Source organism: Kribbella sp. NPDC043289 (assembly GCF_056436705.1).
In genome coordinates this window covers 1-23770 of record NZ_JBWKCB010000002.1, presented here as the reverse complement: position 1 = coordinate 23770, position 23770 = coordinate 1, and the positions used below count along the sequence as shown (strand labels likewise).

Sequence of the window (23770 nt, the reverse complement as noted above, 5' to 3'; positions counted from 1 at the left end):
CCATGCCCTCTTCGATGAGCCGCCGTACGTTCCTCAGCACCACCGCACTCGCTGCCGCGGGCTTCACGGTCCTCGGCCGAGGCACTGCCCGCGCCGAGACCCCGATCGGCAACCTGCAGAACGGCATCGTGTCGAACCTGCCGAGCTCGTTCTACAACCGCACCGGTCTGTCCGGCATGACCCAGATCCAGTACGCGTCGATGGCCGTCGAGTCCGTCACCGATCACGGCGCGTACGCCGACGGCACGCACGCGTCCAGCACGGTCGCCGCCTTCAACGCCGCGATCGCCGCCCTCGGAACGGCCGGCGGCATCGTCTACGTGCCGCCGGGCCGCTACGTGTTCCCGGCTCCGGCGGCCGGCGCCACCAGCTGGTGGATCCGTGGCGGAGTCGCGAAGCTCAACAACATCCACTTCGTCGGGGAAGGCGATGCCTCGGTGCTCGTCTTCCAGCGCGACGCCCTGCCCTCCAACGGCACCACGGCCAACGTCCGCGACGCCGGCCAAGCCTGGGAGTTCGACGACGCGAACAACGTCTCGGTCCGGGACCTCGCGTTCCAGTGGACGCCGTACGTCATGACCAGGCACTGCATCACCGGGACCGCGCTGCTCTGCCGCCGACCGACCGCGGTGCAGATCCTGCGGGTCAGTGTCGATCACTGTCAGCCCGGCATCATCATGCCGGACGGCACCAACTGCTACATCGTCGACAGTGTGATCCGGAACAGCGCGTCCGACGCTTTCAACCTTGGTGACGCCAACGATTCGGTCGCCGCCTACAACTGGGCCGAGAACATTACCGACGACGGCTTCGCGAACTTCATGAACACCGGGACCAATCCTGACAGCGCCGCGTTCAGCAACGTCCTGTTCCAGTCCAACACGACCATCGGCGTCGCCGGCGGCCGTGGCCTCACGATCGGCGGCACGAACCACTCGCTGATCGACAACTGGGTCGAGACGGCCACCGCGTCCGGGATCTTCAGCGACATCGACCAGACCGACATCGCCAACCGGCCGAACGCCGTACTCCGTGGCGCCGTCGTCAGCGGGAACACGCTGGTCCGCAGCAACTTCGAGATGCGCTCCGACAACCGGTCACGTACCGGACTCTCCGGCTTCCACGGCGCGATCTCGGTCCACGACCTGGTCGACGACCTGCAGATCTCGAACAACACCTTCGTCGGCTCCGAGCAGTACGACGTGACACTCGGAATCGACGGCTGGCGCACCATCACCGCGACCGCCATCGATATCGGCGGCAACACGATGAGCCGGGCCGGCAGCGCGGGCATCCGGATGCGCCCTACCTCGACCATCAACAGCCTGAGCATCCACGACAACAACGTCCTCGGCAACGGCGGTCCGTCGATCTCGATCGGAGGCACCGTCACCAATGCCTCCGGCAGCAACAACAACCTGACCGCCGCGCCCCAGACCGACACCGGAGGCTCGGTGAGCCCGGCCTTCACGGGGTACAGCGTGGTCAACACGCAGCCGGCCTTCGTCGACACCTACAGCGCGATCCGCTCGGCGGGGAACGAGACGGCCTGGGATGAACCGTTCATCCCGTCGACGACCGGCCTCAGTTCCTTCAACGTCCGCGACTACGGCGCCGTGGGTGACGGCGTACACGACGACGGGCCTGCCTTCTACGCCGCCCTCGACGCGCTGTACGCCGACCCGGCCGACGGCGGCATCCTCTGGATCCCCTCCGGCCAGTACCTGATCAACCCGGTCGCTGCGCGAGCGAACTACCCGTACACCAAGATCCAGCACCACTTCGGGATCCTCGACAAGAACAAGATCTTCATCAAGGGGCAGGGCGCCGGCTCCGAGCTGATCTTCACCAGCGCGGACCACCACGGCATCCGGTTCGTGAACTGCACCAACAGCTCGGTCGACGGGGTCAAGCTCAGCCTGAAGCCGGACAACAAGCCGTCGTTGCGGCACTGCCGCGCGCTGCTGAACTTCTCCGGTGCACAACTTTGCTCGATCACGAACACGACCCTGGCCGGCTCCGGCGGATCGAACCTGCTGGTCGACTCCAGTCGCAAGATCCTCATCAACAACGTCACCAGCCAGGACGCCAACAACCACGGCCTCCAGATCGAGGCGAGCCGCCAGGTCGAGCTGTACGGCTGTACCGCGACCGGCAGCCGCGACGCCGGGATCCACCTCGGCTGGAACGGCGTCATCTACCGCGAGTCGCAGTACGTCCGCATCCACGACAACACCGTCAACGGGACTGCCGAAAGCGGCGGCATCAGCGTCAGCAGCGGCGCCAACGTGACGATCAGCAACAACCAGATCAGCAACACCGCCCAGTCCGGCATCTACCTCGTCGGACGCAACCCCGCCTTCCCGATCTACAGCGTCGACATCACCGGCAACACGGTGACCAACGCCTGTGTCGGCCCGCTCTGCTACACGCCCGGCGCGATCGGGATCCACAGTATCCGCGAAGGCGCCGGCGCGACCGACGGATCCACGGTGACTGTCACCGGCAACACGATCGACACCGCGCCGTACTCCGGCATCTGGGTCGGCGGTGAATGCCCGGTCACCCGGGTGCACTGGACCAGCGGACAACTCGTCCGCTACCTGTCGGAGCTCGACACGCTCACCATCAGCGGCAACACCTACTCGGCCATTGCCGGAAGCAACGTGCTGATGACCGCCGAGCAGCAGGCCGCGATCACCCATCTCACCGTCGCCTGACAACCCGTTCCCCTGTTCTGAGGAGTCAAGATGACCATCGCTGTCAGGCGCCGTACCCTCCTGGCCGCTTCGGCCGCCGCGGCGGCCACCGGAGTCGCCATGGCGGGCACCGAGGGCGCGGCTGCCAACCTCCTGCCCGACGGGCGGATCAGGAACCTTCCGGCCTCGTTCTATCAGCGCGACGGCCTCGAGCAGATGCCTCGGCTCAACTACGAGGCGATGGCGGTCGCGAACGTCCGCGACCACGGCGCGGCCGGCGACGGCATCACGTCGGACGTCGCTGCGTTCAATGCCGCGGTCGAGTCCTTGAAGGCGGCGGGTGGCGGGATCGTCTACATCCCGCCCGGCCGGTACCACTTCCCTCCTCCGCCCGCGCCCGGCATCTGGGCGTGGCAGCGTCCGATGGCCAACGTTCACTTCGTCGGCGAAGGCGACGCGTCGGTGATTGCCTTCACGCGTCCGAAGCTGGTGACGAACGGGCAGGAAGCTCCGAAGTACACCTCGAACGGCGGGTGGGAGTTTCAGCGGGTCGACACCGTGTCCCTGCGCGATCTGGCCATGACCTGGGCGCCGTGGGCCATGGTCCGGCATGTCTTCTCGGGCTCGCCGCTGCTGATGCGCGCACCTGCCAAGGCGCATCTGATCGGCGTCACGGTGGACCATTGCCTGCCCGGGATCGTGTGGAGCGACGCACGCGACTGCTACATGGTGGACAGCACCGTGCGCAACGGTGCGGCCGACGGCTTCAACTTCGGCGGGGCGAACAACTGCGTCGGCGCTTACTGCTGGTCCGAGAACACCACCGATGACGGGTTCGCGAACTACCACGACCAGTCCAAGTACCCCGACAGCAGCGCGATCAAGAACGTGCGGCTGCTGCACAACACCATCCTGCAGGTTGCGGGTGGGCGTGGCATCACCATGGGTGGATCGGACCAGACAGTGGCCGGCAACTGGATCGAGACCTGCATGACGCCGGGCGTCCTGTCCGACATCTCGAACGGGACACCTGGTCCAGGGGTACTGCGGAACGCCGTGATCACGGACAACACCGTCATCAGGGCGAACTTCGAGCTCCGGCCCGACAACCGGCAACTCCGGCCGGGCGGCGGGTACCACGGGACGATTGCGATGCTGAACCGGGTCGACGGCCTGACCATCACCGGCAACACGATCAAGGGGTCCGAGGAACACGACATCACCTTCGGAATCGACGGCTGGAACCCGGCACAGCTGACCGGAGCAGTCATCGAGCGCAACGAGTTCCTCGGCGCCCGATCCGTCGGCCTGCGAATCAGCGACGGCTCGGCGATCGACGGCCTCCGGATGAACCGCAACGACGTGCTCGCCACCGGCGGGCCCGCGGCCGACATCGGCGGCGACGTCTCGAGCGCCGCCAGCTCGGGCAACAAGGTCGGCAAGCTGCCCGTCGTGACCGGCGACATCAACGGCGACATCAGGGGATTCACCCCCGTGGCGTCGACCGTCCGGTACGTCGACCCGTACGAGTCGATCCGGGCCGCGGGCAACGAACAGGTGTGGATCGAGCCGAAGGCTCCGTCGACAACGGGACTCAAGCAACTGAACGTGAGAGATTTCGGCGCCAAAGGCAACGGCATCGCCAACGACACCGGCGCGTTCTACGCCGCACTGGCTGCGCTGCCCGCGATCGGCGGCGTGATCGTCGTACCGGCCGGGAGGTACCTGCTGAAGCCCGATGCCAAGCGACAGTCGTTCCGGGACACGAGGATCGAGCATCACTTCGCGATCGCCGAACGCGACAACGTCCACCTCGCCGGCAGCGGAGACAGCTCCGAGCTCGTGTTCGACAGCCCCGATCACCAGGGGATCCGCTTCATATCGACGACCGGATGCTCGATCAAGGGCCTCAAGCTCACCGCCGTACGTCGGCCGGACCTTCGCCACAACCGGTCCCTGCTCGACCTGTCCGGCGCACAGCAGTGTGCCGTCACCGACCTGACTGTCGAGGGCGCGAGCGGCGCCAATGTCCTGATCGACTCCTGCCGGCTGATCCTGGTCAGCAACGTGCGCAGTACTCGCTCCAACAACTACGGCATTCAGGTCGAGGCCGGGCGACAGATCCTCGTCACGGGCTGCACGACGACGGACAACCGGGACGGCGGAATCCAGGTCGGCTGGCAGGGCACGGTGTACCGCGAGGCGCAGCAGGTACGAATTGTCGGCAACACGGTCGCTGACGTCGCCGAGGGCGGCGGGGTGTGCATCAGCAGCGGCGCCGACGTCCGAGTCAGCAACAACACCATCACCCGGACCAGCCAGGCTGCTGTGTACCTCTACGGCCGCGCTCCCAGCTTCCCGATCTTCAGCGTCACGATCGACGGCAACGCCATCAGCCAGGCCTGCTCCCGCGGTCTGACCTACACACCTGGCGCCATCTCGATCCACTCGATCCGGGAGACCCAGGACACGACCCAGGGCAGCGTCACCGTAACCGGCAACACGATCGCGGACTCCCCGTTCTCGGGCGTCTGGGTCGGCGGCCAGTGTCCGATCGGCAAGGTCCTGTCGGTCCTCAATCGTCTGACGATCACCGGCAACACGTTCTCCGGACTGGGCGGTCGGGACGTCCTGATCTTCGACGACCAGCGAGCCAAGATCGCCAACCTGATCGTTTCCTAGCCCATCCCAGGAGTCACCATGTCTGCAGACCTGTCTCGCCGTACGGTGCTGAACGCCGGGCTCGCGGCCGCGGCCATCGGCACGCTCGCGATCCGCGGCGGCCGGCCCGCGGCGGCCACCCCGGTCGTGGCCGAGAGCAACATCACGCCGGCCGGCACCATCCGGAACCTGCCCAGTTCGTTCTACGACCGTCCCGGTCTCGAAGGTATGCCTCGGATCGACTACTCGAGCATGCCGGTCGTCAATATCCGCGACCACGGAGCCGTCGGGGACGGAACCACCTCGGACGTCGCCGCCTTCAACCGGGCGCTAGCGGCGGTCCGTGCTCAGGGAGGCGGAATCCTCTACGTTCCCGCCGGACGGTACCTGTTCCCGCCGCCACCGCTGCCCAGCAACAACTGGTGGTTCCAGCAGGACATCCGCAACGTTCACTTCGTCGGGGAGGGCGAGAGCAGCGTCCTGCTCTTCCACCGCCCCACGATGACCGGCACAACATCCGAGGCGCCGCCGTACCTGTCCGGCCAAGCTTGGCAGTTCCAGACCGCGGTGAACGTGTCGCTGCGGGATCTGGCCTTCCAATGGGCGCCGCTGAACATGATGCGTCACAACTCGACGGCCACCGCTCTGATCATCCGTGCGCCACAAGCGGTCCAGTTGCTGCGGCTCACGGTCGATCACTGCCAACCCGGTCTGCTGCTCCCGAATGCTCGAGACTGCTGGATGGTCGGCAACACCCTCCGCAACGGCGGCTCGGACGCCTACAACTTCGGTGGGGCCAACAACTGCGTCGCGGCGTACAACTGGGCCGAGTACATCGGCGACGACGGCATCGCGAACTGGCACAACAGTGCGACCTACCCCGACAGCACCGCGATCTCCAACGTCCGCGTCGAACACAACACGCTGATCAGCATGTGCTACGGCCGCGGGATCACGCTCGGCGGCGCCCACCAGACCGTGGCCCACAACTGGATCGAGGGCGTGGTCGGCTGCACTCTCTTCTCCGACATCACCACGACCAACCCGGCCACCCTGATGGACGCCGTCATCGACGACAACGTGCTGATCCGCGGCAACCTGGAGATGCGGCCCGACAACCGCATCCTGTCACCAGGAGGCGGGTGGCACGGCACCATCGCGCTGATCAACAAGGTCCAGTCCCTCGCGATCACCGGCAACAGCATCCGCGGCTCCGAGAACAACGACATCACGATCGGCATCGACAACTGGCTCCCGGTGCAGTCGAGCTCGATCACCGTGTCGGGCAACGAACTGCTCGGAGGCGGGGCCAAGGGGCTCCGGGTGAGCCCGGGCAGCACCATCGACGGCTTCACGGTCGACCGGAACCGGATCGTCTCTCCCGCCGCGAGCGTCTCCGTCGCAGGATCGACCACCGCCACGAGCACGGCCGGCAACACGGTCTCCGTCGCGCCCGAGGTCACCGGCTCGATCGACGGCGACTTCACCGGATTCACCGTCGCCCCGGGCGTGTACGACGACCCGTACGGCGCACGCCGTGCCGAGCCGAGCGAATCCGAGTGGCGCGAGCCCACGACACGCTCGGTCCGCGGCCTGCCGCGGGCCAACGTCCGTCGCTTCGGTGCGCTCGGCGACGGCGTACACGACGACACTGTGGCATTCCGAGCGGCGCTGGACAGCCTGCCCAGCCGGGGCGGCATCATCTTCGTCCCCGAGGGCCGCTACCTGCTCCGGCCCGACGCGGACCACTCGACGTTCCGCGACACGCGGATCGAGCACCACTTCGCCATCGCCGAGCGGGACAACGTCCACCTCCTCGGTGAAGGCGCCGTCTCCGAGATCGTCCTGACGAGTCCGGACCACCAGGGCATCCGGGTCATCGGTGGCACCAACTGCTCGGTGTCGAACCTCGCTGTCAAGCTGCCGACCCGTCCGGACCTGCGCCACAACCGGTCCCTCGTCGAGTTGACCGGCGTCCGCGACAGCTCGGTCAGCGATCTCACGCTGCGCGGCGCCAGCGGATCGAACCTCCTCATCGACACCTCCACCGGCGTCCGCGTCGAACGGGTCACCTCGACCGACGCGAACATGTACGGCATCGACGTCGAAGGCAGCCGACAGGTCTACGTCGTCGGCTGTACGGCGACCGACAACCGCGACGGCGGCATCCAGGTCGGCTATGTCGCGACCGTCATGCGCGACACCCAGTTCGTCCGGGTCGAAGGGAACACCGTCAACGGCTCCGCCGAAGGAGGCGGCATCCTTGTCAGCGGTGGCACCTCGATCAGTGTGGTCCGCAACGTCATCAGCGACACCTGCCAGGCCGGTGTGTACCTGTGGGGCCGTTCACCCGAGTTCCCGGCGTACAGCACCGAGGTCACCGGCAACACCATCACCCGCGCCTGCACCGGCGCGCTGTGCGTCACTCCGGGCGCGATCTCCATCAACAGCATCAGGGAATCGGCCGGGACGACAGAAGGCTTCTTCGCGATCACCGGCAACACGATCCAGGACGCCCCGTACGCCGGCGTCTGGGTCGGTGGACAGTCACCGATCGGCAAGATGCTCTCCCAGATCAACACCCTCACCATCACCGGCAACGTGTTCACCAATGTGGCCGGAAGCAACATCCTGATCCGGGACGACCAGCGCGCCAAGATCGTCCACCTCGTCACAGCCTGACCAACCACACCTAGGAGCGACACCGCATGAAGATCGTCGAGGTGGAAACCTTCCGGGTCCCGCCCCGCTGGCTGTTCGTCGCGGTCACCACCGACGAGGGAATCGTCGGCTGGGGCGAACCGATCGTCGAAGGAAGGGCCGAGACCGTCCAGGCCGCGGTGGCGGAGATGTCCGACTACCTCATCGGGAGCGATCCACTGCGGATCGAGGACACCTGGCAGGTACTCACCAAGGGAGGCTTCTACCGCGGCGGCCCCGTCCTGTCCAGCGCCGTCGCCGGAATCGACCAGGCGCTGTGGGACATCGCCGGCAAGGCCTACGGCGTACCGGTCTACGACCTGCTCGGCGGTCCGGTCCGCGACCGGGTCCGCGTCTACGGCTGGATCGGTGGGGATCGGCCCTCCTCCCTGGCCGAGGACACCGAGCGGCAGTTGGCGGCCGGTCTCACCGCGGTCAAGATGAACGGATCGGAAGAGCTGACCCCGATCGACACCCCGCACCAACTCGACCTGCTGGTCGAACGCGTCACCGCTGTCCGCGACGTCCTGGGGCCGCACCGCGATTTCGCCGTCGACTTCCACGGCCGCTACTCACCCGCCATGGCTCGCCGCGCCCTGCCACTGCTCGAACCGCTACGACCGATCTTCGTCGAAGAACCGGTGGTGCCGGAACTGACCGCCGACATCGGCCGGATCGCGGCCGGCACCTCGATCCCGATCGCGACCGGCGAGCGGCTCTACTCACGGTGGGACTTCCGCGACGTCGTGAGCTCCGGCGTCGCCGTCGTCCAACCGGACCTCTCGCACGCCGGTGGAATCTCCGAGGTACGGCGGATCGCGTCGATGGCCGAGGTCTGGGGCGTCAGCCTCGCGCCGCACTGCCCGCTCGGACCGATCGCTCTGGCCGCGTGTCTGCAGGTCGACATCGCCAGCCCGAACTTCCTGATCCAGGAGCAGAGCCTCGGCATCCACTACAACACCGATTCCGACCTCCTCGACTACCTCCTCGATCGCTCGGTCTTCGCGACAGCGGACGGCTTCGTCGAGCGCCCCACCCGACCCGGGCTCGGCATCGAGATCGACGAAGGCGCCGTACGCAAGGCCGCCGAACACCCCCACCGCTGGCGCAACGCCATCTGGCGACACACTGACGGGAGCTTCGCAGAATGGTGAACCGACCAATGACACAGCCGACGATCGCACCGTCCCCGCAACGGCCGGACGACCCGCAACAGGCCCGACCCGACTCCCGGCTACTCACCGAGGGCTCGGTGATTCAATCCGATGGGTACTGCGACCAGCCGTACGTCGTGGTCGCGGCCGACGGCGCCTGGGTCTGTGTGGTGACCAGCTCGGACGCCCACGAAGGCGATCCCAGCCAGCGGATCGTCTCCCGTCGGAGCACGGATCACGGCGTGACCTGGAGCGACCCCGTCGACGTCGAACCACGCGAAGGTCCCGAGGCGTCGTGGGCCGTACCGCTCGTCGTACCCAGCGGCCGGATCTACGTCTTCTACACCTACAACACCCCGAATCTTCGTGAGGTCATCACTGACGTCGGCACCAGTCCACGCGTCGACACCCTGGGAGACATGGCTTTCCGGTACTCCGACGACCACGGACGGAGCTGGTCGGCGCAGCGGTACATCGTGCCGATGCGCGCGTTCGACATCGACCGCGCCAACCCGTACGGCGGCGATGTCTTGTTCTGGTGGTCGGTCGGAGAACCCGAGATCGTCGGCGACGCCGTGTACATCTCGGCATCGAAGGTCGGCGGCTTCCGCACCGAACGCCTCGGGTTCCAGCGCACCAGTGAAGGCTTCGTCCTGCGCAGCGAGAACATCCTCACCGAACAGGATCCCTCGCGCATCACCTGGAGCACCCTGCCCGACGGTGACATCGGGCTGCGCGCACCCGAGGGCGAGGTCGCCGAGGAGCACAAACTCGTCGGTCTGACCGACGGCAGCTTGTACTGCACCTACCGCACCGAGACCGGCTATGTCGGTGCGGCGTACAGCCGCGACAGCGGTCGCACCTGGACCGAGCCCGGCTACGCCCAGTACGCGACCGGGGACCCGATCAAGAATCCTCGCGCGGCCACGTTCGTGTGGAACTGCGGCGACGGGCGTTATCTGCTCTGGCACCACAACAACAGCAACACCTGGTTCGGGACCTACCGCAACCCGGCGTGGCTCAGCGGTGGCGTCGAACGCGACGGCGTCATCCAGTGGTCGCAGCCTGAGATCGCCGTGTACGCCGACGATCCGCAGACCAGCATGAGCTATCCGGACCTGATCCACGACGGCTCGCGGTTCTGGGTCACTGAGACACAGAAGTCGATCGCCCGCGTCCATGAACTTGATCCGGTGATGCTCGACGGGCTGTGGCAGCAGCACTCTCGCGCCGAGGTCAGCACCGACGCGCTGCTGTTCGACTCGGCAAGCAGCGAGTCCGGATCAGTCGAGCTGCCGCGGCTCCAGCTCCGCCGGGGCAACTGGCGCATCGAGGACGCCAGAGCGGGCTTCACGCTCGACGTCTGGCTCAGCACCGGCAACGGCCAGCGCATTCTGGCCCAGCAACGTGACTCCGCGGGCCGAGGCTGGCTCCTGCGACAGACCGAGGACGATCGGGTCCAGCTGACGCTGAGCGACGGCCGCCGGGAGAACAGCTGGACATCCGATCCCCTGGACGCGGACCGGCGTACTCATCTCGTGGCGATCGTCGACGGCGGCCCCAAGATCATCATGTTCGTCGCCGATGGTCGTCTGCAGGACGGTGGAACGCAACGCCCGTACGGCTGGGGACGATTCGACCCCGACCTGCGCGACGTGACCACCACCGAACCCGTTCGCCTCGATCCCGGCGCTGTCGAGCGGCTTCGGGTCTACGGCCGACCGCTGCGTGTTTCCGAGGCTGTCGCGGCCTTCCATGCTGGCTGAGACACCGAGGGCGAGCGATGCGCTTCTGGCGGAGCTCGCCCGGACACGCGTGATGCCGATCATCCGAGGGGACTCTCCCGACCAGACCCTTCGATGCGTCGAGGTCATTCTCCAGGGCGGTCTGACGGTCCTGGAGATCTCGTTGACCGGCGCCAGCTCCCTGGATGCGCTCGAGCGAGCTTGTAAGGAGTTCGGATCGAGTGCATGGATCGGGGCCGGCACAGTCCTCACTGCAGCCGATGCAACTGCTGTGTTCGCCGTCGGCGCTCGCTACACGGTCACACCAGGGATCTGCGACGGCCTGGCGAAGAGTGTGGAGCTCGGACTCCCGGTCCTCGCGGGAGCCTGGACCCCGACCGAGGTGCTCAGTGCGACGGCGTCGGGGGCGTCCGCAGTCAAACTGTTTCCCGCGTCGACGGGCGGACCATCACATCTGCGAGCCCTGAGAGCTCCCCTGCCGGACACCCCCTTCGTCCCGGTGGGCGGTATCGACCTCGCAAGGGCACGCGAATACATCGATGCTGGCGCGCTCGGAATCGGGGTCGCCACGCCGCTGCTGCGTGACGCCCCTGCAGGCGGTGACCTGGCCGCGCTCAAACGCCGGGTCGCCGAGTATCGACGTACCTTGGGGTTCTCGTGAGCGCACTCGTGTCGCCGCCCGGGTCGGTGCTGACGACAGCGGCCACCTGGTGCGGCAGGTGCTGTCCGACGAGGGAGTCGACTTCCGGCATCTCAGCACCCCTCACATTCGAAGTGTGCAATCTCCATCTTCCGGCCGCACCGATGTGACTCAGGTCATGTCACAGCCTGGCGCTGGGGCGTGTCCAGAGTGGAACCGCAACCTGCGATCCGGGGATTCGCGTTCGTGGGCGCGCCCTGGCTTGGCCTCGGTAGCGGGCAACCTGTTGATCATTGAGGAAGGAATTTATGAGATACCGCAAGACTGTCGGAATCGCCGTCGCGACTGTTGCACTCGGCGTGGTCGGCGTCCCGCAGGCCTTCGCCGCTCCGGATCACCGGATGTACACCAACGACGTTCTCTCCCCCTTTGAGGATCCGGGTGGGAAGGTCGAGTTCACCGAGCACGGTGACATCGTCAAGTTGTGCGACAACGACGCTGATGGCGACGCCGCATACCTCACCGTTTTCGACGGGAGCCGGGAAGGCCGGCAGTTGTACTGGCTGCGGGCCGGTGGTGAGGGCAACTGCACGACGGTGCGGGCCAGCATGGGCGGGAAGTACAACCTTCCCGAACGCAAGATCTACTTCCTGATCTGTCGCGGGGACGACCACCTGTACGCCGGGTACTGCAACGGCGCCGCCTGGCTGAACGATCACTGACGATCACCCCAGGAGCTTTGGCGGCGCCACCCCGCTCCGGGTGGCGCCGTTCGTCATTCGTCGAACGAGGGTTTGGCGCGGATCAAGATCGAGCGGAAGCCGTCCCACTTCGGCTCGAAGCGGGTGCCGCCGACCAGCGCGTCAGGGCGAGGGATCTGACGTCGACCGGGCCATGTAGCCCGGCAGGGATCGGCACCGGTCCGTCAGTACGGCGCCCGGCCGGATTCGCCACGCCTCCGATGCCGCCGGTGGCCGTACGGCGGCCAGGCGACCACGCGACCACGCGACCACGACGCAGGTCGGCTTCGGTCGTGGCGGCATCTACAGTTACGACCTGCTCGACAACCTCGGGCGGCCGAGCGCGACAGGGGCCTTGCCGAGCTGGCAGTCCCTGGATGTCGGCGACGTCGTGGCGCCGATGGCGAACCCGGCCACGCCTGACACCCCGTTCGTGATCGCCGAGATCGAACCGCCCACGACCCTGGTGTGGGCGAAGCCCGATTCGTCGTGGAGCTGGAGCCTGCGTTCCCTTCCGCAAGGGCGGACGCGCCTGGTGGCCCGGCTGAAGCAGCGCTACCGGTGGACTCGCACCGCCGTCGTCACGGTGGTGCTGGCCGAGGTCGAAGACTTCGCGATGATGCACAAGATGATGCTCGGCATCAAGGCCAGGGCCTAGGCACGGTCAGCGCCAGCCTGCACCGACTGACCTGACACACCCCACTGCCCGGCGACGTCGCTCACCGACCGGCCGTCGGACAACACCGCGAGTACTGCCTGGTACTTCTGCTCCTGCACGCTCAACTCCTCCAACATGCGTCGAGTGTCCAGAAACAACCGAAGCCGGCGTCAAGCATCCACCGGAGCCACGTACAGCAAGAGCCCGAGCCAACCCGTCAAGGATGACCCGGACTCATACTGGGGTTTTGTAGGCCCCGTGGGACTCGAACCCACAACCCGCGGAAACTGGCGAGAATACGCTCATCGTTCCTCATCGATTAGCAAATCTACCCGTGACCTGCGGATTCATGCGGCCGGGATTCGCAACAGTGACCATGCACTGCGATCGCCGTCTGCTGATTCTGCTGAGTAAAGGCGAACAGCTGACGACTGAGGAGGACCCCGTGTCAGTCTGCAGACGTTCGGTCGCCGAGCCCAACCTCCGGGTCGCCCTGCGCGCAGCTCTCATTGCCGCCGAGGAAGGCGCGGATCCCGCCCGGGCGGGATATCTCGGACTGTGACATGACTCCCATGAGACCCGAATCAGCGACATCCCACGGCCGAAAGCCGTAGGTGGGCGCGCCGTCGGCCGCACGGCCGCGCCAAATTGGCCGCTCGGCTGATGTAACACCCTGCGTATGTCGCCCGATTGACCAGCAGCGAGGCTGCTTGACGCCATAGGGTTCCATTTGAGTGCGGACTGCACCTTACCGATCACAGACGGTAGAGACCCCGAGCTACTTGGCGTAACCTGGCGGCCATTCGCAGACCTGGGGAGGGGACATGGCGGGGAGCAGCGACGTAGCTGCAGGGGAGAAAGTCGGCTTGGTGGTCATGTCCGCCATGCCAGCCCCTCTCGACAATTCTGTCTCAGTCCACCTCGACGGGCCACCGATTCCGCCTCAAGGCCGGATCCGCCTGTACGACGATGAGGAGTGGGAAGAGTTCATTCGTGAGTGGGTGACGACGCTGGAAGGGTATGTCCAAATCAAGCGCTTCGGCGGTGCCGGCGACAAGGGCGCCGACATCGCTGCATTCAAGAGCGAGCAAGGACTCGAAGGTAGCTGGGATTGCTTCCAGTGCAAGCACTACAAGAACCCCCTCAACATCAGCGACGCGAACCCCGAAATACTGAAGATTCTGCTGGGAGCATTGCGCGGATCGCATCAGCTTCCTGACGCATATCGCTTCCTAGCACCACTCGGCTGCTCCACTTCACTAGGCAGACTATTAAGTACCCCGTCCACACTGAGGGCCCACTTCATCAAGCAGCTCAACGATCCCGAGAAGCCACTGGGTAAGGATCTCTCCCCCGAAGAGAGGTCGGCCATAACAGAGCTAGCAGGCAGCACCGACTTCTCCATGTTCAAATCTGAGGAACTGCCAGACGTCCTCGAAGGCCATCGCAAGACGAAGTGGTATGCAGAACGCTTCGCGACCGCCTTGCTGCCTCGGCCGCTCCACGAACCTCCCCCTGACGAGGTGGCCGAGCATGAAACGAGGTACATCGAGCAGCTCGTAGAAGTCTACAGAGAACATCACCCTCACGACGAGGTAGAGCTTTCGACGCTCGGGTCGAACCCCAAGGTAGGGAACCATTTCAGGCGCCAGAGAGTAGCCTTCTATAAGGCTGAGGAGCTTCGCGTATATGCGCGGGATGCGGTCCCCAGTGGAACATTTGAGAAGCTCCAAGACGACATCCATTCAGGTGTGATCGAAGTGGCCGAGGACGAGTTTCCGGACGGAATGAGTCGGCTCCGAGCGGTTCTTTCACAGGTAGGGCTCCTCGATCTTCAGCACCACAAACTGATTTCGGTCTCCGAACTTGATGATCGCAAGGGAATCTGCCATCAACTCGCCAACGTAGACCGACTCTCCTGGATGACGCCGTCATGAAAACCCCGTTAAACAGCCCGCTGGAGGCTGGTCTGCGAGTCCTGATCATACTCACCGAAGCGTTTCCAGTAGCGCATGACATTAATCGCCTCGTCCTGCTGGACCATAGCGTATTGAACACATCCGATCTTGGCGGACCGGACAGCTTGCAGCCACGGTTGCCCATCCGATCCGGCGAACTCGGCGTAAAGCGTCAAGTCATTGAGCAGGGGCTACACGTGATGCTGCGGGCCGGTATGGTTGAGATGCAATCTTCGGTCGAAGGCATCCGGTTCAAGGCCTCCGAGTCGGCCTATTCGTTTGTGACGTCCCTTGGAGCGGAGTACGCACATTCGCTCCGGTCGCGAGCAAGGTGGGTCACACAACATTTCGGAACCTTGTCGGACCTGGAATTGCGCGGCGAGATGCGCAAGATCTACGGCAGCTGGGCTGAAGAGTTTGCGTCGCTTGACGCAGGCTCCAGCGAGGGGGAGGCGATCGATGAATCGCATTGAGCTGGTTCACCTGACGCTGATTGGCGTCAACAAGCCACCCGCCAGCGTTGCGTTTGGACCGCACGCAACTATCATCCGCGGTCCGTCGGACACAGGCAAGACGTTCATCGTGGAAGCGATCGACTATATGTTGGGCGCATCTTCGCTGAAGGAGATCCCCGAACGCGTGGGCTACTCCGACGTATTGCTTGGTATCAAGCTGCCATCTGGCGACGTCGTCACGCTCTCGCGCGCCATTGGCGCGCGAGGATTCGGTCTCTATGAGGGTGACATTCGCAGCCGCCCACTGGACCCGCCGGCTGTAACGCTGAAGAGCAAGCACAACGCTACGAGGACCGACAACATCTCGCAGTACCTGCTCGAACAGATCGGGCTCACCGGACGACGTGTTCGCAAGAACGCGAATAACGTGACCGAATCACTCAGCTTCCGCAGCATAGTCCCGCTCTGCGTAATCGGAGAGACCGCAATGCAGGCCGAGACTTCCCCAGCGTTGAGCGGCAGCTATGTTGATAAGACAAAGGAAATATCCGTTCTCAAGCTTCTCCTGCAAGGTGAGGACGATTCTCATCTCACCGAAATCCCATCCCAAGCTGAGCGCAAGCGTCTTGTCAACGCACAGTCTGAGGTGATAGATCGGCTACTGGCAGACCTGGAGGAGCAACTGGGCGAAGCGCCGGCACTTGAGGAACTAAGGGAGCAATCCGCGCGCCTGGATGCCGCAATCGAAGAACAGTCCCGGTCGGTCGAGGAATTGGGCGGCACTCGAACTAGGCTCGGGCACGAGCTTACTCAGGTAGAACGGATCGCGGCGACCGCTCGAACTGCTCTGAGCGAGGCGCGATCTTTGACGTCCCGGTTCGAGTTGCTCTCAAGCCAGTATGAAGCCGATCTGGCGAGACTTGAGATGGTCTCCGAGGCCGGCTCCCTCTTGGGGTTCTTCAATCCAGGAGTCTGCGTCTTTTGTGGCGCCGAACCCGAGCATCAAGATCTGAACACCGAGTGCGACGAAGATTCAACATACTTTCATGAGTCCGTCAAAGCCGAGCGCGACAAAACACACGCACTCCGGCAGGATCTCTCGAATGCGCTAAAAGACCTAGCGGATCAACGAGCTGACCTGTCGCGGCGACAGGATCGGATCTCGGACCGACGCTCGGCGTTGCAGCGCGGGCTGCGAGAGGCCGATGCAGCCCTCGCGCCGCAGCAGTCATCGCTGCGTGAGCTGTTCCAGGCGCGCGCCGCCAACCAACGTGTTCATGAGGTGTACGAACAGGTCGCGAAGCTACAGGATCTGAAGGTATCGCTAGCTACCGAGAGCCAGCATGAGACCGCTTCGGCCATCGCGGGCATCAGTCACACCGCCGTCGAGGAATTTTCTGCGGCAATCGCGCGCCGGCTAGATGCGTGGGGTGTACCGGAGGCGAGCCTCACCAGATACGACCGGAACCAACAGGACATCGTGACCGGAGACCAACTGCGCTCGGCTCACGGAAAGGGCGTCCGAGCCGTGCTACACGCTGCGTTCACGGTGGCGCTGGCGGACCACTGCCTAGAGCACGAACTCCCGCATCCCGGCTTCGTTGTGCTCGACTCTCCACTCGTCACATACCGTCCCCCTGAACCGGGCGAATCCGTCGCCGACGATGACATGCTCGACACGGACGTTGCTGCGCGCTTCTACCTTGACCTTGAGGAAAGATTCGACGGCCAGGTCATCATCTTGGAGAACACATATCCACCGAGCGGGATGTCTCCTGGGACGGTAGACATTATGTTCACCAAGAACGTCGATCACGGACGGTTTGGGCTCCTACCCCCAGTCTCTGCCAAGACTGACGGCCAGTGACCGCTATTCGCCGCGCCGGATCATCCGGCGGGATACGACAACCACGGCCTGGTTACCTCAGGGTTGATGGGGGACTCACGCAGGCCGGGGCGCGGTTGCCTGCGGCGAGGATGCACCCTGGCAGCCGTGGCTGAACTTCTGTCATGCACCACGGTCGTAGGGGCTCAGCGAGGCCAGGCACACCCTTCAGCCTTCACCTCTGGACAACTATTAGAGAAGTCCGGGGGCGTGCATGTCAGACGAGTAACATCACGTTCGTGAAAGAGGATCGGCAATGGTGAGGCTCAATCTGAGAGCCGTCGAGGAGCGCGTCGCTCCTCTCGGAGGGCGCGAGTCGTACGACCGCGAATTCATCTTCGATCTGCTCTTGGCATACGGGAAGCCGCAGAGCAACGTCACACGCCTGCGCAACGGCTCGTTGAGTGTCGCCGTCGACAAGACGACCGAGGTCGCGCAGAAGAACGTCGTCTACTTCAAGGAGACGACCGGCGACCCTCTCGCGGTGATCGACGAGCTGAAGTCGTCGCCGACCGTGGTGCGATACCGCACCCGCTTCGTGATCGTCACCGACTACACCGAGTTGCTCGCCGTCGACACGAAGACCGGCGAGAACCTGATGATCCCGATCCGGGACATCGACAAGCACTTCACGTTCTTCCTGCCCTGGGCGGGCATGGAGAAGGCCCAGTACGTCTCAGAGGCGCACGCGGACGTCAAGGCCGCCGAGCGGATGGGCAAACTCTTCGACGAGCTGTTGGCCGCCAACCCCGGACTGCTCGAGCTCCCGCGCGGCCGCCACACGCTCAACATCTTCTTCACCCGTCTGCTGTTCTGCTTCTTCGCCGAGGACACGGGCATCTTCACCGAGGGGCAGTTCACGAACGCAGTCGGCTCCCACACCCAGGTCGATGGGTCGGACGTGGACGACTTCTTGGCGGCGCTGTTCGAAGCCCTGGACACCGCGGACGCGGCCGACAAGCCGACGCACCTGGCCTCGTTCCCGTACGTCAACGGCCGGCTCTTCACCATGGGGCCCGAGCAGCCGGCGCCAGTCTTCACCAAGGCCGCGCGTGATCTGCTGATCGCCCTGGGAACTCTGAACTGGAGCGAGATCAACCCCGACATCTTCGGGTCGATGTTCCAGGCCGTCGTCAACCCCGACGAGCGCAGCAACCTCGGGCAGCACTACACCTCGGTGCCGAACATCCTCAAGACGATCGAGCCGCTCTTCCTCGACGGACTCCGGGAGCAGCTCGACGCCGGCTTCGACTCCGTCCGCAAGCTCGAGGCGCTGCTGGAGCGCATCAGCGCGATCAAGGTGTTCGACCCCGCGTGCGGGTCCGGCAATTTCCTCGTCATCGCGTACAAGGAGCTGCGCAAGCTCGAGCACGCCATCCTGGAGCGGCTCGCCGACCTCGACCGGAAACATCAGGTGCTGTTCGCCGAGTCGAGGATCAGCATCGAGAACTTCTACGGCATCGAGCTCGCTGACTTCGCGACCGAGGTCGCGATCCTGTCACTGTGGATCGCCAAGCACCAGATGAACACGGAGTTCAAGGAGAAGTTCAACGTCTCGATCCCGCTGATTCCGCTCAAGGAGACCGGCCAGATCCAGCAGGGCAACGCCACTCGCATCGACTGGAACACAGTCTGCCCGAACGACGGTGGCGAGATCTACCTGATCGGAAACCCGCCGTACAAAGGTGGTAAATCCCAGGGCAAAGAGATGAAGGCCGATTACCCGTTCGTGTTCGGGCGACGGCCGTACTCGAAGGACCTGGACTACATCGCCCTGTGGTTCGTCAAGGGTGCCGACTACATCGAACGCACTCGCGCTGAGCTCGCGTTCGTCGCGACCAACTCGGTTAGCCAAGGCGAGCACGTCGGGCTGATGTTCCCCATGATCTTCGCCAAGGGAATCGAGATCGGGTATGCCTACACGTCGTTCAAGTGGGAGAACAACGCCAAGCGCAACGCCGGGGTGACGGTCGTTGTCATTAACCTCCGAGCCGAGCGGTCAGGCCCGAAATACATCCACGCCGATGGTTTGCAGATCGAAGCAAAGAACATCAACGGCTACCTTGCCGATGCGCCGTCGGTCTTCATCTTCCGGCGCACGAAAGTCCTCAGCCCGGCTCTTCCGCGCATGGTCCTCGGATCGATGCCGAAGGATGGCGGCTATCTCGCCCTCGAAGCACAAGTCCGCAGCGAGATCCTCGCCGTGTCACCTGGGGCGGAGAAGTTCGTGAAGCGCTACGTCGGCTCTACTGAGTTTATCAACGACATCGAGCGCTATTGCCTCTGGATCGCCGATGATGACCTGGCGGAAGCGAGTCGGATAGCTCCGATCGCAAAACGCCTCGATGCTGTGGCGCGGTGGCGGCGTGAGAGCGACGCCGCAACAACAGCTGACTATGCGGCGCATCCAAACCGCTTCAAGCAGATGGCGTACAAGCCGACGGCGTCGATCATCGTGCCGCGGGTCTCCTCTGAGCGTAGGGACTACGTTCCAATCGGATTCCTTGGGGCGGACACGGTCATCTCAGACCTTGCGAATGCTGTGTACGACGCGGAACCTTGGCTGTTTTCTTTACTGACTTCCCAGATGCACATGGCCTGGCTGGGTGCGGTGGGTGGTCGCATGAAGACGGACTATCGGTACGGTGCTTACCTCGTTTACAACACCTTCCCAGTGCCGGCGCTCGACGGCGCGGTAATCGATAAGCTCACTGTCGCGGCGTTGCGGCTGCTGGACGTGCGCGAGTACCACTGCGAGCGAAACCTGGCGGAATTGTATGACCCGGACCTGATGCCTACTGATCTCCGCGAGGCGCACGCCGAGGTCGACACACTGGTCGACTCGATCTACTCCAAGCGTGGCTATGAGACCGATGAGCAGCGGTTGTCGGACCTGTTCGCTATGTATGAGGCGATGACTGCCGAGGAGGCCACGAAGTCTCCGGCGAAGAAGACCAGGGGGACGCGGAAGTGAACGTGATCAAGAAGCCGGTCAACATCGTCGATGTGACCTACGCCCGCACCGGCGAATCGGTGCACACCGACGCGATGGGCATGCGCGAGATGCAGCAGCGGGTGTTCGCAAAGCGCGACGCCCAGCATCTGCTCGTCAAGGCCCCGCCGGCTTCTGGCAAGTCGCGCGCGCTGATGTTCGTCGCTCTCGACAAGCTCTACAAGCAGGACCGCAAGAAGGTCATCGTCGCCGTGCCCGAGCGCTCGATCGGCGCGTCGTTCGCCTCGACCGAGCTCACGATGTTCGGGTTCTTTGCCGACTGGGAGGTCAAGCCCGAGCACAACCTGTGCGACGCGGGCTCGTCGCAGGGCAAGGTCGGCGCGTTCATCGACTTCCTGAACGGACCCGACGCGGTCCTGATCTGCACGCACGCGACGCTGCGGTTTGCGTTCGAGAAGCTAGCCCCCGAGGCGTTCAATGACACCGTGCTGGCCATCGACGAGTTCCACCACGTCTCCGCCGACATCGAGGCCAGCCGCCTCGGTGCGCTGCTGCGCGAGGTCATGAACGGCTCCGATGTGCACATCGTCGCAATGACGGGCTCGTACTTCCGCGGTGACTCTGTTCCCGTGTTGTCGGCCGAGGACGAGGCCCGGTTCACGCCGGTCACGTTCAACTACTACGACCAGCTCAACGGGTACGAGTACCTGCACTCGCTCGGCATCGGTCACCACTTCTACCAGGGCCGCTACACAGACGCGATCGGCGAGGTCCTCGACCTGGACAAGAAGACGATCCTCCACATCCCGAACGTGAACTCTGGCGAGTCCACCAAGGACAAGATCGAGGAGGTCGGGTTCATCATCGACGCGATCGGCCATGTGGAGTCGACCGACCCTGATACGGGGATCATCAGCATCCGCCGGTCCGACACGGGGGCGATCCTGCGCCTGGCCGACCTCGTGGACGATACCGACCAGAAGAAGCGCGCCGACACCCTGCACTACCTCTCATCAGTCGCGTCAAAGGACCGCGACGCCGTGGACGTGATCCTCGCGCTCGGGATGGCCAAGGAAGGCTTCGACTGGCCGGTCGCCGAGCACGCCCTCACCGTCGGCTACCGAGCGTCCTTGACCGAGGTCATCCAGATCATCGGACGCGTTACCCGCGACTCTCCCGGCAAGGAGCACGCCCAGTTCACCAACCTGATCGCCGAGCCGGACGCCTCCCAAAGCGAGGTGAAGGTCTCCGTGAACAACATGCTCAAGGCGATCACGGCGTCGCTGCTGATGGAGCAGGTGCTCGCGCAGAACTTCGAGTTCAAGACCAAGCGCAGCGGCGACGACGAACCGACCCCGCCGGGCGTCATCAAAATCAAGGGCTTCAAGGAGCCGTCGACGGAGCGTGTGAAGCAGATCGTCGAGACTGACCTCAACGACCTCAAGGCCACGATCCTGCAGGACGACACGTTCGCGAAGGCCGCAGCCGGCTCGGTGGACCCGGAGACGACGAACAAGGTGCTGATCCCAAAGATCATCCGGGAGCGCTACCCCGACCTGGACGAGTCGCAGGTCGAGGAGTTGCGCCAGCAGGTCGTCGTTGACTCGGTCATCAAGAGCGGCGAGGTCCGGGAAGTCGGCGACAAGCGGTTCATCAAGATGTCCGAGAAGTTCGTCAATATCGACGACATCAACATCAACCTCATCGACTCGGTCAACCCGTTCCAGCGAGCCTTCGAGGTCATCTCCAAGTCGGTGACGCCGTCAGTGCTTCGGATCATCTCTGACGCCATCATTGCGACTCGGGTGGAGATCACCGAGGAAGAGGCGCTGGCCGCTTGGCCGAAGATCCAGCAGTGGGTAAAGGTCAGCGGCCGCAAGCCGGACGTGCGATCGGATAAGCCGACCGAAAGGCGCTACGCCGAGGTGCTGCTGTTCCTACAGCGGAAGAAGCAGGAACGCGACGCAGCGACGCGGTCGACGCAGATGGCGGACGAGTCGTGAGCGCCGCCGAGGACATCGGACCGGTCGATGTCGAGTTCCCGACCAGCATCGACGCGATCCTTGACTCCGACTTCGACGGCCTGCTCGACGCACCGGAGAAGCCAGCGAAGATCACCGCCAGCGACCGACTCGAGCGAGCCTTCCTTGAAGTTGTTGAGTTCCGCCGTGCCCACGGCCGGGTCCCGAGCTCGACGACGCGGGACATCGCCGAGCGCAAGCTCGGCGCGCGTCTGGACGGCATCCTCGCCAACGACGACAAGATCGCGGCGTTGAAGGAGCTCGACGAGTTCGGCCTGCTGGAGATGCCCGAGGCACCGGCGTCGATCGACGACCTGCTCGGAGGCGACGACTTCGACCTGCTCGGGGACGAGTCGGGCCTGCTGGACGTCTCAGACCTGCCGGTCCGCCGCCAGGTCCACGACAGCGGCGAGGTTTCCCGGCGAGAGAAGGCGCAGGACTTCGAGCAATTCGAGCCGCTCTTCAAGCAGAAGCACGCCGAGCTCCGAGACGGCACGAGCAAGCTCCTGCCGTACCCAGGGATGACCCACATCGTGCCGGGCGCATTTTTCGTCCTCAACGGCGTCATGGTGTTCATCGCCGAGGTTGGCGAGACGGAGTACAAGAAGACGACCGTCCGGGAGAACAAGCGCGAACGGCTCCGGTGCATCTTCGAGAACGGCACGGAGTCGTCGATGTATCGCCAGTCCCTGGCGATCCGGCTGAGCGATGAGGACGGCCAGATCGTCGTCCAGACCGAAATGCCGGAGATCCTCACTGACGACGAGGTTAGCGGCTACATCTACGTTCTACGGTCCCGAAGCGAGGATCCTCAGATCGCCGCGATCAAGGACCTGCACAAGATTGGCTTCACGCGCAACTCGGTCGAGAAGCGGATCAAGAACGCCGAGAAGTTACCGACGTACCTGATGGCCCCCGTCGATGTTGTGGCGAGCTATCGCACCTACAACCTAAAGGCGTCGGCGCTGGAGAACCTCCTGCACAGGGTCTTCGCGGAAGTCAGGCTGAATCTCACCCAGGCTGATCGCAAGGGTCGCGACTACGATCCGTCGGAGTGGTTCGTCGTCCCACGGAGCGTGATCGACCAAGCAATCGACTTAATTGTCTCCGGAAACATCGTCGGCTGGGTTTACGACGCCAAGGCGCAGAGGCTTGTTGAACGTGGCTGAGAGCCCCAACCGGGCGAAGGTCCCGCGCGACGGCTACCGGCGCGCCTCGAGCGCGAAGGCTCTTCGTCTAGTTGGTTGTAGCGGCGTTTGTGACCTTGCCGAGCATCTGTGACATGACGGGCTCTTTGTGAGCCGTGCGGCCGATTAAGCCGACAGTGCAGCAATCAGCCATGCAGATGGGGAGCCCCAGTGGTGCCCGGGAACAGGATAGCTGGAGCGTTGCGGGCCTATGCGCTCTGATGCGCCCCGCGTTTTCCGGACAGCTCTTTTAATGGCTAATTATGCTGCGAGCCGGCGTTCCTGGTACTCGTCGTGGACTTGCCGGGGAGTGC

Annotated in this window: 14 protein-coding genes and 1 pseudogene; 14 read left to right on the top strand and 1 reads right to left on the bottom strand. The window is 64.4% G+C overall.

The window, feature by feature from the left end:
• The first annotated feature begins 2 nt into the window (after positions 1 to 2).
• The 8 genes from AC0662_RS11975 (at position 3) to AC0662_RS11940 (ending at position 12997) form a co-directional block, all read left to right on the top strand.
• Positions 3 to 2720, top strand: coding sequence for a glycosyl hydrolase family 28-related protein (locus AC0662_RS11975; RefSeq protein WP_478300272.1), 2718 nt, complete (start codon positions 3 to 5; stop codon positions 2718 to 2720).
• Between the two features lie 30 nt (positions 2721 to 2750).
• Complete coding sequence (locus AC0662_RS11970; RefSeq protein WP_478300271.1) at positions 2751 to 5381, top strand: right-handed parallel beta-helix repeat-containing protein; 2631 nt, start codon at positions 2751 to 2753, stop codon at positions 5379 to 5381.
• Positions 5382 to 5399: 18 nt separating this feature from the next.
• Entirely contained in the window at positions 5400 to 8042 is a 2643-nt protein-coding gene (locus AC0662_RS11965) for a glycosyl hydrolase family 28-related protein (RefSeq protein WP_478300269.1), read from the top strand.
• Between the two features lie 26 nt (positions 8043 to 8068).
• Complete coding sequence (gene dgoD / locus AC0662_RS11960; RefSeq protein ID WP_478300267.1) at positions 8069 to 9214, top strand: galactonate dehydratase; 1146 nt, start codon at positions 8069 to 8071, stop codon at positions 9212 to 9214.
• Positions 9215 to 9222: 8 nt separating this feature from the next.
• Positions 9223 to 10980, top strand: a complete 1758-nt coding sequence (locus tag AC0662_RS11955; protein ID WP_478300265.1) for an exo-alpha-sialidase — start codon at positions 9223 to 9225, stop codon at positions 10978 to 10980.
• The gene (locus AC0662_RS11950; protein WP_478300263.1) at positions 10970 to 11620 is read left to right on the top strand and encodes a bifunctional 4-hydroxy-2-oxoglutarate aldolase/2-dehydro-3-deoxy-phosphogluconate aldolase; all 651 of its coding nucleotides are present in this window, start codon (positions 10970 to 10972) and stop codon (positions 11618 to 11620) included. The genes AC0662_RS11955 and AC0662_RS11950 overlap by 11 nt, the downstream gene beginning before the upstream one ends.
• A gap of 287 nt (positions 11621 to 11907) precedes the next feature.
• On the top strand, positions 11908 to 12321 hold the full coding sequence (locus AC0662_RS11945; protein ID WP_478300261.1) for a hypothetical protein: 414 nt from the start codon (positions 11908 to 11910) through the stop codon (positions 12319 to 12321).
• Positions 12322 to 12694: 373 nt separating this feature from the next.
• Complete coding sequence (locus AC0662_RS11940; RefSeq protein WP_478300259.1) at positions 12695 to 12997, top strand: hypothetical protein; 303 nt, start codon at positions 12695 to 12697, stop codon at positions 12995 to 12997.
• A 14-nt stretch (positions 12998 to 13011) separates the two neighbouring features.
• On the opposite strand, the pseudogene AC0662_RS11935 reads toward AC0662_RS11940, so the two are convergent.
• A pseudogene (locus AC0662_RS11935) lies at positions 13012 to 13131 on the bottom strand (IS481 family transposase); the annotation flags it as partial.
• Between the two features lie 690 nt (positions 13132 to 13821).
• Here AC0662_RS11935 and AC0662_RS11930 point away from each other — a divergent pair.
• The 6 genes from AC0662_RS11930 to AC0662_RS11905 all read left to right on the top strand — a co-directional run bounded on the left by AC0662_RS11930 (position 13822) and on the right by AC0662_RS11905 (position 23438).
• Positions 13822 to 14934: an ABC-three component system protein gene (locus AC0662_RS11930; RefSeq protein WP_478300257.1), complete on the top strand. Its 1113-nt coding sequence runs from the start codon at positions 13822 to 13824 to the stop codon at positions 14932 to 14934.
• Positions 14931 to 15428, top strand: a complete 498-nt coding sequence (locus tag AC0662_RS11925; RefSeq protein ID WP_478300255.1) for an ABC-three component system middle component 2 — start codon at positions 14931 to 14933, stop codon at positions 15426 to 15428. The genes AC0662_RS11930 and AC0662_RS11925 overlap by 4 nt, the downstream gene beginning before the upstream one ends.
• A complete protein-coding gene (locus AC0662_RS11920; RefSeq protein WP_478300253.1) occupies positions 15415 to 17277 on the top strand; it encodes a hypothetical protein in 1863 nt (620 codons plus the stop codon). The genes AC0662_RS11925 and AC0662_RS11920 overlap by 14 nt, the downstream gene beginning before the upstream one ends.
• 274 nt (positions 17278 to 17551) lie before the next feature.
• Positions 17552 to 20269: a DNA methyltransferase gene (locus AC0662_RS11915; protein WP_478300251.1), complete on the top strand. Its 2718-nt coding sequence runs from the start codon at positions 17552 to 17554 to the stop codon at positions 20267 to 20269.
• Positions 20266 to 22251 carry a DEAD/DEAH box helicase gene (locus AC0662_RS11910; protein WP_478300249.1) on the top strand — a complete coding sequence of 662 codons (1986 nt, stop codon included), beginning with the start codon at positions 20266 to 20268 and terminating at the stop codon, positions 22249 to 22251. Before AC0662_RS11915 ends, AC0662_RS11910 begins: the two co-directional genes overlap by 4 nt.
• Positions 22248 to 23438 (top strand): GIY-YIG nuclease family protein, encoded by a 1191-nt coding sequence (locus tag AC0662_RS11905; protein ID WP_478300247.1) that lies wholly within the window; start codon positions 22248 to 22250, stop codon positions 23436 to 23438. The genes AC0662_RS11910 and AC0662_RS11905 overlap by 4 nt, the downstream gene beginning before the upstream one ends.
• Positions 23439 to 23770: the final 332 nt, after the last annotated feature.

Coding starts and splice junctions, on each gene's coding strand:
- AC0662_RS11970 (WP_478300271.1), top strand. CDS start 2,751: ATGACCATCGCTGTCAGGCGCCGTACCCTCCTGGCCGCTTCGGCCGCC.
- AC0662_RS11950 (WP_478300263.1), top strand. CDS start 10,970: ATGCTGGCTGAGACACCGAGGGCGAGCGATGCGCTTCTGGCGGAGCTC.
- AC0662_RS11955 (WP_478300265.1), top strand. CDS start 9,223: ATGACACAGCCGACGATCGCACCGTCCCCGCAACGGCCGGACGACCCG.
- AC0662_RS11965 (WP_478300269.1), top strand. CDS start 5,400: ATGTCTGCAGACCTGTCTCGCCGTACGGTGCTGAACGCCGGGCTCGCG.
- AC0662_RS11975 (WP_478300272.1), top strand. CDS start 3: ATGCCCTCTTCGATGAGCCGCCGTACGTTCCTCAGCACCACCGCACTC.
- AC0662_RS11920 (WP_478300253.1), top strand. CDS start 15,415: ATGAATCGCATTGAGCTGGTTCACCTGACGCTGATTGGCGTCAACAAG.
- AC0662_RS11945 (WP_478300261.1), top strand. CDS start 11,908: ATGAGATACCGCAAGACTGTCGGAATCGCCGTCGCGACTGTTGCACTC.
- AC0662_RS11915 (WP_478300251.1), top strand. CDS start 17,552: ATGGTGAGGCTCAATCTGAGAGCCGTCGAGGAGCGCGTCGCTCCTCTC.
- AC0662_RS11925 (WP_478300255.1), top strand. CDS start 14,931: ATGAAAACCCCGTTAAACAGCCCGCTGGAGGCTGGTCTGCGAGTCCTG.
- AC0662_RS11930 (WP_478300257.1), top strand. CDS start 13,822: ATGGCGGGGAGCAGCGACGTAGCTGCAGGGGAGAAAGTCGGCTTGGTG.
- dgoD (WP_478300267.1), top strand. CDS start 8,069: ATGAAGATCGTCGAGGTGGAAACCTTCCGGGTCCCGCCCCGCTGGCTG.